At 45.8% G+C, this 14,910-nt stretch carries 11 protein-coding genes; all 11 read right to left on the minus strand.

The genetic code is table 11. The features are described from left to right. Positions 1-31 precede the first annotated feature (31 nt). The 11 genes from yfmH to dapA all read right to left on the minus strand — a co-directional run bounded on the left by yfmH (position 32) and on the right by dapA (position 14,888). Entirely contained in the window at positions 32-1,318 is a 1,287-nt protein-coding gene (gene yfmH, locus C5I45_RS11070; protein ID WP_025851236.1) for an EF-P 5-aminopentanol modification-associated protein YfmH, read from the minus strand. Beyond that, on the minus strand, positions 1,315-2,595 hold the full coding sequence (gene yfmF, locus C5I45_RS11075; RefSeq protein WP_025851237.1) for an EF-P 5-aminopentanol modification-associated protein YfmF: 1,281 nt from the start codon (positions 2,593-2,595) through the stop codon (positions 1,315-1,317). The genes yfmH and yfmF overlap by 4 nt, the downstream gene beginning before the upstream one ends. A gap of 151 nt (positions 2,596-2,746) precedes the next feature. Beyond that, positions 2,747-5,866, minus strand: coding sequence for an MMPL family transporter (locus tag C5I45_RS11080; protein ID WP_044053214.1), 3,120 nt, complete (start codon positions 5,864-5,866; stop codon positions 2,747-2,749). Beyond that, positions 5,866-6,321 (minus strand): MarR family winged helix-turn-helix transcriptional regulator, encoded by a 456-nt coding sequence (locus C5I45_RS11085; protein ID WP_003154157.1) that lies wholly within the window; start codon positions 6,319-6,321, stop codon positions 5,866-5,868. Before C5I45_RS11085 ends, C5I45_RS11080 begins: the two co-directional genes overlap by 1 nt. Before the next feature lie 106 nt (positions 6,322-6,427). Next, positions 6,428-7,657, minus strand: coding sequence for a bacillibactin exporter BcbE (locus C5I45_RS11090; RefSeq protein ID WP_003154158.1), 1,230 nt, complete (start codon positions 7,655-7,657; stop codon positions 6,428-6,430). 111 nt (positions 7,658-7,768) lie between these two features. After that, positions 7,769-8,494: a GntR family transcriptional regulator gene (locus C5I45_RS11095; RefSeq protein WP_015388224.1), complete on the minus strand. Its 726-nt coding sequence runs from the start codon at positions 8,492-8,494 to the stop codon at positions 7,769-7,771. A 124-nt stretch (positions 8,495-8,618) separates the two neighbouring features. Next, a complete protein-coding gene (locus C5I45_RS11100; protein WP_025649451.1) occupies positions 8,619-10,979 on the minus strand; it encodes an FtsK/SpoIIIE family DNA translocase in 2,361 nt (786 codons plus the stop codon). Between the two features lie 134 nt (positions 10,980-11,113). Beyond that, positions 11,114-11,323 (minus strand): YlzJ-like family protein, encoded by a 210-nt coding sequence (locus C5I45_RS11105; RefSeq protein WP_003154161.1) that lies wholly within the window; start codon positions 11,321-11,323, stop codon positions 11,114-11,116. Continuing rightward, positions 11,320-12,057, minus strand: coding sequence for a ClpP family protease (locus C5I45_RS11110; protein ID WP_025851243.1), 738 nt, complete (start codon positions 12,055-12,057; stop codon positions 11,320-11,322). Before C5I45_RS11110 ends, C5I45_RS11105 begins: the two co-directional genes overlap by 4 nt. Positions 12,058-12,172: 115 nt before the next feature. Beyond that, positions 12,173-13,840: a ribonuclease J2 gene (gene rnjB / locus C5I45_RS11115; RefSeq protein ID WP_003154163.1), complete on the minus strand. Its 1,668-nt coding sequence runs from the start codon at positions 13,838-13,840 to the stop codon at positions 12,173-12,175. 178 nt (positions 13,841-14,018) lie between these two features. After that, positions 14,019-14,888, minus strand: a complete 870-nt coding sequence (gene dapA, locus C5I45_RS11120; RefSeq protein WP_003154166.1) for a 4-hydroxy-tetrahydrodipicolinate synthase — start codon at positions 14,886-14,888, stop codon at positions 14,019-14,021. Positions 14,889-14,910 lie beyond the last annotated feature (22 nt).

Below are 14,910 nucleotides of genomic sequence, written 5' to 3' on the forward strand. Positions count from 1 at the left end.
AAACATCCCTCAGGGCGTGAGGGATGTTTTGTTATGATTTTGGCACGACTTTGCAGACTGTCAGCCTGTCTTCTGATATTTCTTCTTTAATGACCCGCTTTACGTCTTCCAGGGTGATCTGCTCCAGTACGGTTACGACATCAAACAGACTCATATCTAAAAAGGCGTAGCGTGTGAATTGGTTGGCGATGTATTCAGGCGAATTGAGCGCTTTTAAAAATGACCCGATCTTCTTTTTTCTCGCAAGGTCAAGTTTTTCCGCAGTCACGGCTGATTCTGCATCAAGCAGCATCTGTTTTAGTTCGTCAGCGAGCTTATCCGGCTCTGGTGTATCTCCTCCGACAGAGGCAAAGCCGAATCCGTATTCAGCCGTGTAATCAAAGCTGAAGGTTTCATCAATGTAGCCTTTATCGTACAAGTTGCCGTAATGCGGTGAGCTTTTTCCGAAGAGACATTCAAGCATGAGGTTCATGCTGAGCTCGTGCTTCAACAGCTCCCGCCCCGTTTTATAAGGGTCTTTCGCCTTTAAACCGACAAGACATTTTGAGCCTTGCACGTTCATTTTTAATTCCTGCTCCCGGCGGAAAACCGCTTCCTGCTCCTGAACCTCTTTACGTTTGATTTCAGGCTGGTCTGTAAACGGCTTTTTCTCCTGGTTTTTCCGCACCTGGCTGATGATCGCTTCAGGATCTGCGGGGCCGACGATAAAGAGCAGCATATTGCTCGGATGATAAAACGTTTCGTAGCACTCATACAGCAGATCTTTCGTAATATGAGAGATGCTCTCCACCGTTCCGGCAATGTCAATTTTCACAGGGTGGTCTTTATACATATTTTCGATAAGGCCGAAAAACAGCCGCCAATCCGGATTATCATCATACATATTGATTTCCTGGCCGATGATGCCTTTTTCTTTTTCAACTGATTTTTCCGTGAAATACGGATCCTGAACAAAATCCACGAGTGTTTCCAGGTTTTTCTCTACATTAGAAGTGCTGGAGAACAGATAAGCGGTTCGTGTAAATGATGTAAAGGCATTTGCCGACGCCCCCTGCTTACTGAAGTCCTGAAACACGTCGCCGTCCGCTTTTTCAAACAGTTTATGTTCCAGAAAATGCGCGATTCCGTCAGGCACGTGTACCATTTCTTCCTTATTTAAAGGAACGAATTGATTGTCAATGGAACCGTACTTTGTCGTAAACACGGCGTATGTTTTATTAAAACCGTGTTTCGGCAGCACATAGACATCAAGGCCGTTTGCCATTTTTTCATGATACAGCGTTTCCTGAAGCTGTTCGAAATTTATCGGTTTAGTCAAGATGCTCCCCCCGTCCCTTTTAAGAAATAAGTCGTATCCAGCTTAATGTTCTTTCCGACATTGATAATGTCCTCTTTTGTCACTTTCTCGATATTGTCGAGGAAAGTTTCGATCGGTATTTCCACTTGGGCTGAAGCCTGCTGATACAGAAATTCCGCTAAGCCGTATGCCGTATCAATCGTTTCTAACACTTGGTTTTTAATAACGGCTTTCGTTTGGGCGATATCGTCCTCTGAAAAGTCACCGTTTTGCATAGCCTGAAATTGTTCTTCGATAATGGTGACGGCCTGCTTATAATTTTTCACCTCAATGCCCGACATGACCATCAAAAGCCCTTTGAAGCTTTCCACCCTTGAGGCTGCATAATAGGCGAGGCTTGCTTTTTCACGGACATTTATAAACAGCTTTGAATGAGAGAAACCCCCGAACAGCCCGTTAAACACCTGCAATGCCGGATAATCCGGATCTGTATATGTCGTATTGGTCCGGAATCCGATATTCAGCTTGCCCTGCTTGACGTCCTCTTCATCAATGACTTCCTTCGGATCGGGCTGTTCATTCGTCTTGCTTCTTTCAAAAGGCTGCAGCTCCCGTTCTTCCGTTTTAAAATACGTATCAACGGCCGTTTTCACCTGATCTGAATCAACATCGCCGATGACGTACAGGTCCAGCTGATCTTCGCGTATGGCTTTTTGATAGGCTTCATACAAATCTTGCGGTGTAATGTGTTCGACATCATCGAACTCGCCGTTGACGTGAAGGGCATACGGTTCGCTTTTGCACATTTCCTGAACGAGACGCAGATTAGAATATCTCATCTTATCATCATATACGGCTTGAATCCGCTGTTTCAGCGTCCGTTTTTCCTGCGTGACATAAAGGGGCAGGAAGGCGCCGTTTTCCAAAGCGGGCGAAAAGACAAGCTCTGATAAAAGCTGAAGGCCTTTTTCCAATAACGGTGTGCGGTCCTTCAGATACTTTTCGTTAGGAATCTCAAGTCTGAACGTAATGACATGACGTTCTCCCTTTTTTGTCAGATCAGCTGAAACGGATGTGCCGTACAGCTCATCAAAATAAGAACGCAGATCAGCGGTTTTCGGGCGGCTTTCTGTTCCGCGCAGAAGCACATGCGGAAACAGCGCCCTTTTTGTTACGAGCTCTTTCGTTAAAGGAGCCAGCATTTTAAACGTCAGCGAAACGGTTTTAAATTTCTCAGTCTTTACGATGTGGGCGGTGATCCCGCCGTGCTTTGACTTCATTTCATTTACGTAAGTCATGTGAAACCTCCTTCGTTCATTCTTTAATAGTATGTATTATGGCCAAATTTCAGGATTCGCAAAAAAGAGTGCGCAGATGTAATTATATCAACTGGAGGATTTATAAGGAAACAAAAAACCTCTGCCCGAAAACAGGCAGAGGCATTGAACGTTATTTTTTCAAATTGAAAGGCCACCAGTTGGCTCTTCCGAATATTTTCACCATGACCGGCACAAAAAACGGAAGGACGACAATTGCGTACATGAGAAGGCCTGTTAATACCACGGTTGCAATCTGTAATAAGGAAAGAACGCCTGACGGCAGCATGGCCGCAAAGGTTCCCGCTAAAATAATCGCCGCAGAAATGATGACGGAACCCATATTTTTCATACTGCTGATCATTGCGGGTTCCGTTCCTTCTTTTTTCAGCTCATTAAAGCGGTCCATTAAAAAGATGGAATAATCCACACCAAGAGCCATCAAAATGACAAAGCCGAAGAACGGCACGGCCCAGTTTACGCCCGGATACCCGAAGAAGTGTGTAAAGATGTATTCCGTCACGCCGATGGATGCGAAATACGTCAGTACGAGCGACGCCACTAAATAAACAGGCATAATGAGAGAGCGCAGCATTATGATGAGAATCAGAAAAATTCCCGCCAGCATAAACATTGCCGTCCGTTTGAAGTCTGAATCCGATACTTCTTTCAGATCGGCATTCATGCTGGAGACTCCCGAAACGCCGAAAGAGGCATTCTTCAGATCCGTGTTCGGAATGGCTCTTTTTACGCTCGCTTTGATCGCTTGAATATCTTGAATGGCCGTATTTGAGTAAGGATTGTTATCAAGAACGACGGTCAATTCTGTCGTTTTTCTGTCATCTGACATGTACGTATTAAACACGCTTGTGAAATCACTGTTTGTCAACGCGTCTTTCGGCACAAACCAGCCTGTCATTTCTTTATCTGAGGCCTTGTGAAGCTCACCCAGGTAATCATTCGCCCCCATCATGCCGCTTGATACTTTCTTAAGCCCTTTTACACTATCGTTAAGGCCTGAAGAAAGATCGCTGAGCCGGGAAGAAAAATCACCGAGACCGCTCTTCATTTTTTTCTGGCCCTCCGCGAGCTGTCCTGCCGCCGATTCAAGGCGCGGCATTTGTCCTGCAAGAGCCCCCTGTCCGTCTGACACTTGCTGCAGACCGTTTTCAATACTGGTCAGACCGTTGATCATTGCGTTAATTTGAGTGTCGATCTTTTTTTGAGCGGCTGCCAGCCGGGCAAATTGTTTTTCCGCTTGCTGCAGATGATCCTTTTGACTGTCGACCTGTTTAGAAAACGCTTCTGCATCCGCGTTTGCCTTGGAAACGGCTGACTGTACACCCGTAAAGGCCGATTTGATTTCTTTGTAAGAGGGATCGGTTTTGACTGACGGTATTGACGCTTCCAATTTTGCAAACGGCAGCCGGGCAAGCTGCTTGTTCAAATCGGCAAGCTGTCTGCTGGCTTCATCTTTCATCGGCAGGACGGTTTTTACCAATTTTAAAGCGTTTTGCGTTTCTGAAGCGAGACCGCTGTTTTGTTTGAGCTGTGAAGTCAGCATTTGTTTTTGCTCTTCAATCTGCTTTCTCATCTGGGCGACGCCGGCTTTATTCTCATTCACGCCAGCCTGCAGTTTATTCAGGTTTTCGCCTATATCAGAAAGCCCGGATTTCAGAGACAATGTTCCGTTAATAAGCTGATTGACGCTTTTCCCCGACTCTTCGATCTGCGGCTGTGAATCAGCTAACGACTTTGCGGCATGCCCTAATCCGTCCGTGATTTTTTCAAGTCCTGTATTGCCTTTATCAAGCCCTTCTTGAAGCTGCTTTGCCTGATTTGTGACAAATAATTGATTCAATCCGTTTCCGGCAGGGCGCGTGGCGCTTCTGACCGTTTTTACACCCTCTGTTTTTTCAAGTTCTCTGCTGATTTTTTCGATATCAATCAGGTGTTTTTCGGTATTTAAAGGCTCATCATTTTTGATGACGACTGTGGCCGGAAGAAGCTCCCCCGGGCCGAATGCGTCTGAAATCGTATTAAACGCGCGGACGGATTCATATTTATCCCCGATTTCGTCAAGGCTGTTGTAAGATAGCGATCCTTTGTAAAGAAGGATCGGCGGGACGGTGAATACCGCAACGATTGCAAGACTGATGAGCGGCCTTTTAAATGAAAACCGCCCTGCCGTTTCCCAAGCTTTGCTTTGAGGATGGGAAATATCACCCTTAACGGGCCAAAACAGTCTTTTTCCTAAAACAGCCATAAAAAACGGCACGATCGTCATGAGCGCAAGCAGCAGCACCGCGACACCGACCGCAACGGCGGCTGCCGACTGATACAGCTTAAATGTCGCAAACCCGATGCAGGCAAATCCGATCAGCACCGCACCGCCGCTGTACAAAACCGTCTTTCCGGCCGTTTTGTAGGTGACGACGATCGCCTCTCTTATATCAGCGCCATGCGACAGTTCTTCTTTAAATCTGCTGAGAAGCAGAATGCAGTAGTCTGTGCCGATTCCGAACATAATCGCAACCATGAAAATCTGCGTAAAAGTTGAGAGCGGAAAATTCAGCTGGTCGACTAAAAATGCGACAATCGACTGGCTGACTAAATAAGATATCAATACAGATAAAAGCGGCACAAACGGAGCGACCACTGACCGGAATACAAGGATCAGCACGATCAGGATAAAAGCGACCGTTATATATTCAGTCTTTTTCAATCCGTCCTGTGAGCTTTTTAACACATCTTCATCGATCAGCGACTGGCCTGTAATGCCGTATGATACGCCGTACGGTTTCAGCTCTTTATCAATTTTATTTTTGATTTCGAGGATATCGTTTTTGGATGTATCAAGCTGCAGCTGAACGAGCATCGTTTGTCTGTCTTTTGACAGCAGCTGTTTTTTGATGTCGTCATTTTTCTCCCCGAAGTATGAAGTCACCGTTTTAATCTGAAGCGCTTTTTTCTGTTCAGACAAAGTGCTGACGGCTTCTTCCAGACGATCTTTTTTGTCTGTCATTAAGCCTTTTTCGTGAAATACGATGACGGCAGAAGAAGACGGTGCATCTGAATCAGACATTTCATCAAGCAATTCATGGGCATAAGAAGAGGAATATCCGTCCGGTACGGAAATCTGCCCTTTCTCCCGTGTCAATTCAGCCATATCAGGCGCTGTAAGCATAAATATCACCGTTGCGGCGATCCATACCGCGGCGATGATCCAGCGGGCTCGGATAATGTTTTTCATTATGTCTGCTGATCCTCCTCTGTCATCATCAATCGATATAATTTTTCATATGTATTAACGAACATCTCCGCCTCGTCTTCATCAAAATACATAATATATGAACGGACGAGTTCCTCAATCCGCCGCTCCACACGGTGAAATACTTCCGTCCCCTTTTCCGTGACATTTAAAAGTATGCTCCGGCGGTCGCTTTGGCTGCGTTCTCTATTGATGTAGCCTTTTTCATACAGGCGGTTCGTCATCGATGTAATGGCGCTTTTGTTGACGTGGCACACCGCGGCCAGTTCAATTGATTTGCAATCCGGATTGAGCATAATATAGCGGAGTATGTAATATTGATCCAATGTCAGCTCTTTGTTCACTTTTTCAGCGATAATGCTGTCAATTTTTTTTAAGACGTGCAGGTATACATCGGAATAACGCTGAATCAGCTGCTTTACTTTTTCTTCATGCATCTTTTCCCCCTCCTTCCAATAGTTAAAATGTTTAACTATTAAAAAGGATAACGACTTGACGATATCATGTCAATCTTCAAAATAAAATAAAAAAAGACAGTGCAGATTACACCGTCTTTAATGATTCCTTTTTTTCTTTTGCTTGTGATGAGATATTTAACAGCGCTAAAAATACAGACACAATGCCGCAAAAAGCGGATAAAATAAAAATCAGCCAGCCTGCATTTGACATCAGGGCAGCAAAGATCGGCGGTCCCGCCGCTACTCCGATAAACCGCATGCTGTTATAAAATGAGGTGATGGTTCCCGATTCCTCGTTGTCTACGCCTTCTGTGATGACAGCGTCTAATGCCGGTAATGCTATTCCGATACCGATACCGCTGACACACAAAAAGATAAATAATAAATAAAAACTGTGATTCCACCATAGGCCGATAAACGACAGTGTCACGGCACTCATTCCGAAAACGATGCAGAACTTCATTTTGCCTTGGTCTTTCCCGATTTTTCTGCCTGATATATATGAACTGACGGATAGAAATAAAAGCGGGATTGCCAAAAGCGCTCCTTTAGCCACACCGTCAATTCCGTATTTCTTCTCCAGTGAGTCTGATAAATAAAAAAGAACCCCGAACAGCAAAAACATAATCACGCAGCCGATGATAAATACCGTAAAGAGCCAGCGTCCGTCACGCTTAAATATGCGGCCGACATTTTTCACAAATTCGGAAATAGAAGGCGCTTCTTTTTGTTTCTCCGGCTTTGCCACCAAAAACAATACGAGAAAAAAACTGATGAGCGAAAAAAACGGAATGAACCAAAACGGCATAAACCAAAACCATGCAGCCAAGAGCGACCCGAGAATCGGGCTTAATACTTTCCCGGCCGTGTTTGATGTCTCAATGTCGCCGAGCCCCGCGGTAATCCGCTCATCATCCCCTTTGAATAAATCACCGATAAACGGCATCACTACAGGAGCCGCCCCTGCCGAACCGATTCCCTGCAGCACCCGCCCCGCCAAGATAATGGGATAAGGATGCTTGAACGCGGTGGAAGCTATCGCGGCAAGCGCTCCGCCCGCACCGGCTATGAGAAGACAAGGCAGAAGAACCTTTTTTCTTCCGAATTTATCGGACAAATATCCGGCAATCGGAATACAAATAATCGCCACAATCGAATAGACCGTTATAATTAACGATACTTGAAAAGACGATATGGACAGCTTCTTTTCAATCATCGGAAGCACAGGAATCAGCATGGAATTCCCGAGTGTCATCACGAGCGGTACAGAAGCCAGAGCAATGATATTTTTTGTTCCATTTTTCTTCTTACTCAACTTATTCACCCATTCACTATACTTGGTTGTTTCCTGTTTTATTGTGCCTTGCGGAAAACAAAGTATGTATTGAAGCGGCAAATAAAAAAACAGACACATGACGCGTCTGTCTTAAAAACGTTTTCTTACAACATGAAAACTGAACTTATCAGCCCGGAAATAATTTAATGAATACAGCACAGGTTCATCATTCTGATTATAGTGGGTTTGCTTCAGCAATAAAAGCGCCGTCTCCGGCTCGCACTCCAAAACCGGTGAAATCGTATCGTGATATCCGATCGGTTCGATATCAGCAACGGCATAGCTGATCACAGACCCGGAGTTTTTTTCCAAAAGATCAAAAATAGATTCCTGTTCATGACAGAAAGAATTCGGCAGAATGTGCATCGGAATCGTATCTAAACAGTAAACGACCGGAGTGCCGCTTGCCGTTCTCACGCGTTCCAAATAAAAAAGCTCCTGCTCAGGCTCAAGCCGGAATCTAGCGATATCTTCATCAGACGGCGTGATGACCTGAGACGACAAAAAAATCGTACCCGGCACCATGTTCGCCTGCTGAATCATTTTCGTCACGCTGTTGAGCTGTTCAATACCTGAAAGAAACAGCGGTTTTGTATGGACGAAAGTGCCCACACCGTGCCTTCTGATAATCACATGCTCCTCTTCAAGGATACGCAAAGCTTCACGCAGAGTTGCCCGGCTGACACCCATAGATTTTGAAAGCTCAAATTCAGAAGGAAGCTTTTCCTTTTCGGTGTAAATTCCGTTTTGTATATCCTCTTTGATTCGCTCAATCACTTTTAGGTACAAGTGACGATTGTCAGCTTTTGTAGACATGTTTCCCCTCCGTAAACCACTTTCATAAATTATTGAACAATTGGGACAACTATATCATGTTTTAATAAAAAAATAAATAGGAATGATTTTGGTGATATCATTTTCAGTGAAAACTCTCTCCTTTTTAAGAAGAGAGCTCATCATATTGTTCCTTAGATAATAGTACTTCCCTCGGTTTGCTTCCTTCATACGGCCCGACGACGCCCCGTTCCTCCATTGCGTCAATCAGACGGGCTGCTCTCGTATATCCGATTCTGAACCGCCTTTGAAGCATGGAGACTGATGCCGTCTGCATGCCGATAATCAAATCGACCGCTTCGTCATAGAGATCATCCGTTACTTCACTGTGTGTTTCCGACACTTCTTCCGGAATCATCTCTTCTTGATACTGCGCTTTTTGCTGCGTAATCACATGATCGACGACATGCTCAACCTCTTCATCCGATAAAAATGCTCCCTGGACCCGGACAGGCTTATTCGCGCCTACAGGCAGAAACAGCATGTCTCCGCGCCCCAGAAGCTTTTCAGCGCCGCCCATGTCTAAAATTGTCCGTGAATCAGTCTGAGATGAGACACTGAAGGCAATTCTTGACGGAATGTTGGCTTTAATAACACCGGTAATAACGTCGACTGAAGGCCGCTGAGTCGCGATAATCAAATGAATTCCCGCCGCCCGCGCCATCTGTGAAAGTCTCGTAATTGAATCTTCCACGTCGGAAGAAGCAACCATCATCAGATCGGCAAGCTCGTCAACGATGACGACGATGTACGGCAGCTCGGGCTGCTTGACTTCTTCTTCGGCATTTGACCGCTTAATATGGTCGTTATAGCCTTCTATATTTCTCGTACCCGTATGGGAGAACAGCTCATAGCGGCGCTCCATCTCATTGACGACCTTTTTCAAAGCCTGCGAGGCCTTTTTCGGATCTGTCACGACCGGCGCAAGCAGATGAGGAATGCCGTTATACACATTCAGCTCAACCATTTTCGGATCAATCATCATCATCTTCACTTCATGCGGTTTGGCCCTCATCAGAATGCTCGTAATAATACCGTTGACACAGACGCTTTTTCCGCTTCCCGTTGCCCCCGCTACAAGCAGGTGGGGCATTTTGTTCAGTTCGGCAAGCACGGCTTCCCCGGAAATATTTCGTCCCAAGCCGATCAGAAGCTTCGCGTCCGGCTTGTCATTGAGCTTGGATTCAAGCACTTCTTTTAACGAAACCATCGCAACTTCAGCATTGGGCACCTCGATGCCGATTGCTGATTTACCCGGAATCGGCGCTTCTATCCGGATATCCTTGGCGGCAAGCGCGAGCGCAAGGTCATCGCTCAGATTCACGATTTTACTGACTTTGACCCCGACGTCCGGATACACCTCATATTTTGTGACCGCCGGGCCGAGATGAACTTGGGTCACTTTCGCTTTTACCCCGAAGCTTTGAAAAGTCCGTTCGAGTTTTCTTGCATTCTCGTAAATGTTTTTCTTATCGGTCTGCTGGCCGGTATGTTTCGGGTCAGCCAAGATGTCCAATGAAGGCATTTGATAATCTTTATTTTCAAGCTCTGTAAACGTCATCGGCGGAGCCGCAGCCGTTTCGTCACTGTCTTGAGCGCCGCCGGAAGGCTCATCTTTTGCCGCTTGCGCCGTCTCCTGCGTTTTTTCCGGAATCAGCGGTTCGACGCGTTCTTCCTGACGGTCTGAAAAGCTTGAAATAATCGGCTCTGAATGGATGATCGGCGAAATGATTTCCTCATCCTCTTCTTCGGGCTCAGGCATTTCTTTTTTCTTTTGAACCCGTTTTTGTTTTTTGCCCGATTTGGTTTTTGTTTTCGGCGAAGACATATTCGTTCTGACCGTCTTCATATCCTCAAGAAATGCCTGCCATTGGCCGCGGATAAACCGGCCGACGGGGCTCGTCCACTTTTTGAGCGTTTCCTGCAGTGAACGCCCCGTTACAAGAATCAGCCCCATTAAGATCAGCACGATCGCCATGATCTGTGAACCCGTTGATGCAAATAAAAAGTGGGAAGCTGCAAACAGTACCGCGCCGATCATGCCGCCGCCCAAATCAGGGGAAGCAGCCTGCTGTTTCATGTCAATCATAAACAGCTCCCACGTGTTGCCGATGACACTTGCCGACCGAATCGACCCGTGATGAGACAGATTTTTAAAGAGCTGCACGTGAGACAGCAGCAAAATACTGGCGATAATACAGTACAACCCTGCCTTTCTTCTCGTTAAAAGGCTTGGACTCTTCTTTTTCCAAAACAGCGAAATTCCGAGAAGGAAGAGCGCAATTAAGCATAAAATAAACCACTCTCCGGCAAAAAAACGGAACAAGTACACAAATGTCTGTCCCACAACGCCGAGCTGCAAAACAGCAATAATCGAGATTGCAACACAGAGCAGTCCGCTTAGTTCGTATTTTAGATTGAGCTTACTCTCTTGTTTCTTTTTAGATTTCCGTTTTTTCTTTGCCACACTCATCACCTTACTGCGTTAAAAAATGTAAAATCATACATCATGAAGAAAAGCAGCCTTTTGCCGGCTGCATTTTTCTGTAGGATTCCCCTATTATAGCATATTTTGCCCCCGAGAAGCGGACTGAATGCCGGTTAGATTTTCAGCTTGATTTTTTGTCCCGGAGCGATGTCCGGATTCAGAAAATCCATCGGGTTCGTACTTAAAATCTGTACGACTTCAGCTTCATTTCCCTTCATCTCAACCAGCAGCGGCACACCGGCGTAATCTACCTGTTCATGCACGCTTTGCTCTATATCCTGACCGTAAACGACTTCTTGGGGCATGACGGTATAAAGGATCATTGAATCATCCTTCCTTCCTCGCCCTTTCGTTCCTCAATCAGCTGATTCAGCTTTTTTATCGCCTGTCCGACGCCGCCCACGTCATCAATTAGTCCGTAATCAGCCGCATCTTTGCCGACTACGTTCGTTCCGATGTCCCTGGTTAAGTTTCCTTTTGAAAACATCAGCTCTTTGAATTTTTCTTCGGAAATATTTGAATGATGGGTCACAAAGTTGACAACCCGCTCCTGCATTTTATCCAGGTATTCAAACGTTTGCGGAACACCGATAACCAGACCTGTAAGCCGAACGGGGTGAATGGTCATTGTCGCTGTCTCCGCGATAAAACTATGATCACATGACACGGCGATCGGCACACCTATGGAGTGGCCCCCGCCGAGTACGATTGAGACGGTCGGTTTTGATAAGGATGCGAGCATTTCCGCAATCGCAAGCCCCGCTTCCACATCGCCTCCGACGGTGTTTAAGATGATCAGAAGTCCTTCGATTTTCGGATTTTGCTCAATGGCGACGATTTGCGGAATGACATGTTCATATTTGGTTGTTTTATTTTGCGGCGGGAGCTGGACGTGCCCCTCAATTTGGCCGATGATCGTCAGGCAGTGAATATTGGTATCTTGGGACATTTGCGGCAGAGATGTCTCTCCCAGCTGCTGAATTTTGCTCATAATGCTGTCTTTCGCATCTGATTTTTCGGGCTGCTGTTCCTCGGTGTTTTCCATACGATGATCCATTTTATCTTTCACCCTTTCCGAATGTCTCTTTGTATTATGAACAAAGATGATGATTTCCATCCGGGACATGAACAAAAACAAAGCCGGAGCATGATGCGCTCCGGCTTTGTATACATTATACTTCCATAATGATCGGAATGATCATCGGCTTGCGTTTTGTTTTTTCATAAAGGAATTGATTCAGCGCATCACGCATTGCTTGTTTCAGCGTGGACCATTCTACGGCAGATGTTTCCGTCGCTTCAGTCACGATAGAGCGGACGAGCTCAGTAGCTTGTACAATTAACCCCTCTGATTCTCTGACATACACGAAACCGCGCGTAATGATCTCAGGGCCTGAAACAAGGTTCTTCTTCTGCTTATCGAGTGAAATCACGACGATGAGAATGCCGTCTTGTGACAATAAGCGGCGGTCTCTCAGCACGATGTTGCCGATGTCGCCGACTCCGAGGCCGTCAATCAGAACGTTTCCGTATGTGACTTTATCCCCGATTTTCACATTCTGGCCGCGGAATTCAACGACGTCACCTTTTTCAATCAAGAAAATGTCGCTGCGTTTCATGCCGATCTCTTCTGCGATTTTGGAATGCGCTTTTTGCATTCTGAATTCACCGTTAACCGGAATTAAATATTTCGGTTTCAGCAAATTAAGCATGAGTTTCAATTCTTCCTGCGAACCGTGACCGGACACATGCACTCGTTTTTGGGCGAAAATGACTTGAGCGCCGGCGCGGGCAAGCAGGTTGACGGTTTTGGAATATATCAATTCATGCCCCGGAATCGGTGTTGATGCAATGACAACGGTGTCTCCTTCTTCAATGTTAAGCTGCTTGTGCGCCTGCTTGGCCATCCGCGTAAGAGCGGCCAGCGGCTCACCATGGCTTCCGGCTGTAACAATTGCCACGTCCCGCTTCGGATATTTTTTCACATCCTGCACAGGAATAAACATTTCATCTTCGGCTTCAATATAGCCGAGTTTGCGCCCAAGCTGAAGCACGTTTTGCAGATTTTTTCCGGCGATTGCAAGTTTGCGGCCGTTCTGGACGGCAGCCTGTATCACTTGCTGGATCCGGTTGATATTAGACGCGAATACAGCAATGATGACACGGTTTTCTGAATTGTTCATCGCATCGGAAATTTCACCGCTTACATATGCTTCTGACGGAGTATACCCCGGGCGCTCCGCATTGGCGCTGTCAGAAAGCAGGGCGAGCACGCCGCTGTTTCCGATTTTGGCAATTTCGCCAATATCACATGATTGGTGATATGCAGGCGTCTGGTCAAATTTGAAGTCTCCCGTGCATACAATAGAGCCAAGTGATGTTTTGAAGCTGACTCCCACTGAATCCGGAATACTGTGAATCGTTTTAAAGAACGATACTTTCGTTGATTCAAATGTAATGACTGATTTAGAGTGAACTTCACGTAAATCAGCTTTTCGATTATGCCCGTACTGCTTGAGTTTTTCTCTCAGTAATGCAAGCGTAAGCTTCGTTCCGTATACCGGCACCGACAGCTTGTTCAATAAATAAAAGACGCCCCCGATGTTTTCATCGTGCCCGTGTGTCAGAAAGATGGCCTTCACGCGGTCAGCCCGTTCTACTAAGTAGGAAATATCCGGAATGACAACATCAATACCGAGCATTTCATTTTCAGGGTGCATCAGCCCTGCATCCACTACAAATATGTCTGAGTCAATTTCAATGACATATAGGTTCTTCCCAATTTCTCCGACGCCGCCAAGGGCGATAATTCTGACGTTTTCTGTATTTTTCTTTTTCAAAATCTGTATCCTCCTAGTCTCATACCCGTCCATCATCACTTGTTCCTATTATAACTGATATCAATTTTAGAAAACAAGAAGAAGCGGAAGGTTTAGGGAAAACCAATATGTATACAAAACGGTCAAACTCACGATAAAAATGAGAATGACCGCGTATTTCAACTGTATAAATTTTTTCTTACAGTTCGCTGATGACGCTGCTCAGGCTCAGACGTTCATCTTCATTCAGCGGGATAAGAGGAAGACGCACAGATCCGACATCAAGGCCTTTCAGCTGCAGCGCCGTTTTGACCGGAGCCGGATTAGGCGCTTTAAAGAGCTCCTTCATGATCGGCAGAAGCTTCTGATGAATCAGTGCCGCGGTTGCCGTCTGCCCGTTCGTATAGTTTTTAATCATCTGCTGCATGTCAGAACCCACGATATGGCTGGCCACTGACACGACTCCTCTTCCGCCGACTGCAAGAATAGGAAGCGTTAACCCGTCATCACCTGAATAGACGTAAAAATCTTCCGGTGTTTCGGCAATGATTTTCGTAATGGCATCAAGATCGCCGCTCGCTTCTTTAATCGCAGAGATATTCGGAATCTCCGCAAGTCTGATGGCCGTTTCCGGCGCAAGCGAAGCGACCGTTCTGCCCGGCACGTTGTAAAGCATCACAGGAAGAGACGTTTCTTCAGCTATGGCTTTAAAATGACGGTACATCCCCTCTTGGGAAGGCTTATTATAATACGGCGTGACAAGCATAACGCAATCGACGCCGGCTTCTTCAGCTTTTTTTGTCAGTTTAATGGAGTCTTTCGTATTGTTGCTTCCCGTACCCGCAATAACAGGCACGCGTCCGTTCACTTCTTTGACTGTAAATTCAAAGAGTGCAATTTTTTCTTCCGTTGAAAGTGTCGGAGATTCGCCGGTCGTGCCTGCGACGACTAAAGAATCCGTGCCGTTTTTCAACAAATAGTCGATTAATGTAGACAGTTTTTGAAAGTCTACATTCCCTTTACTGTCAAAGGGGGTAATCATCGCTGTAGATATATTTCCGACATTCATTTTTTTCACCTCATCATGATTC

It is taken from the genome of Bacillus sp. ZY-1-1 (genome assembly GCF_003047165.1).
Taxonomy (GTDB): domain Bacteria; phylum Bacillota; class Bacilli; order Bacillales; family Bacillaceae; genus Bacillus; species Bacillus velezensis.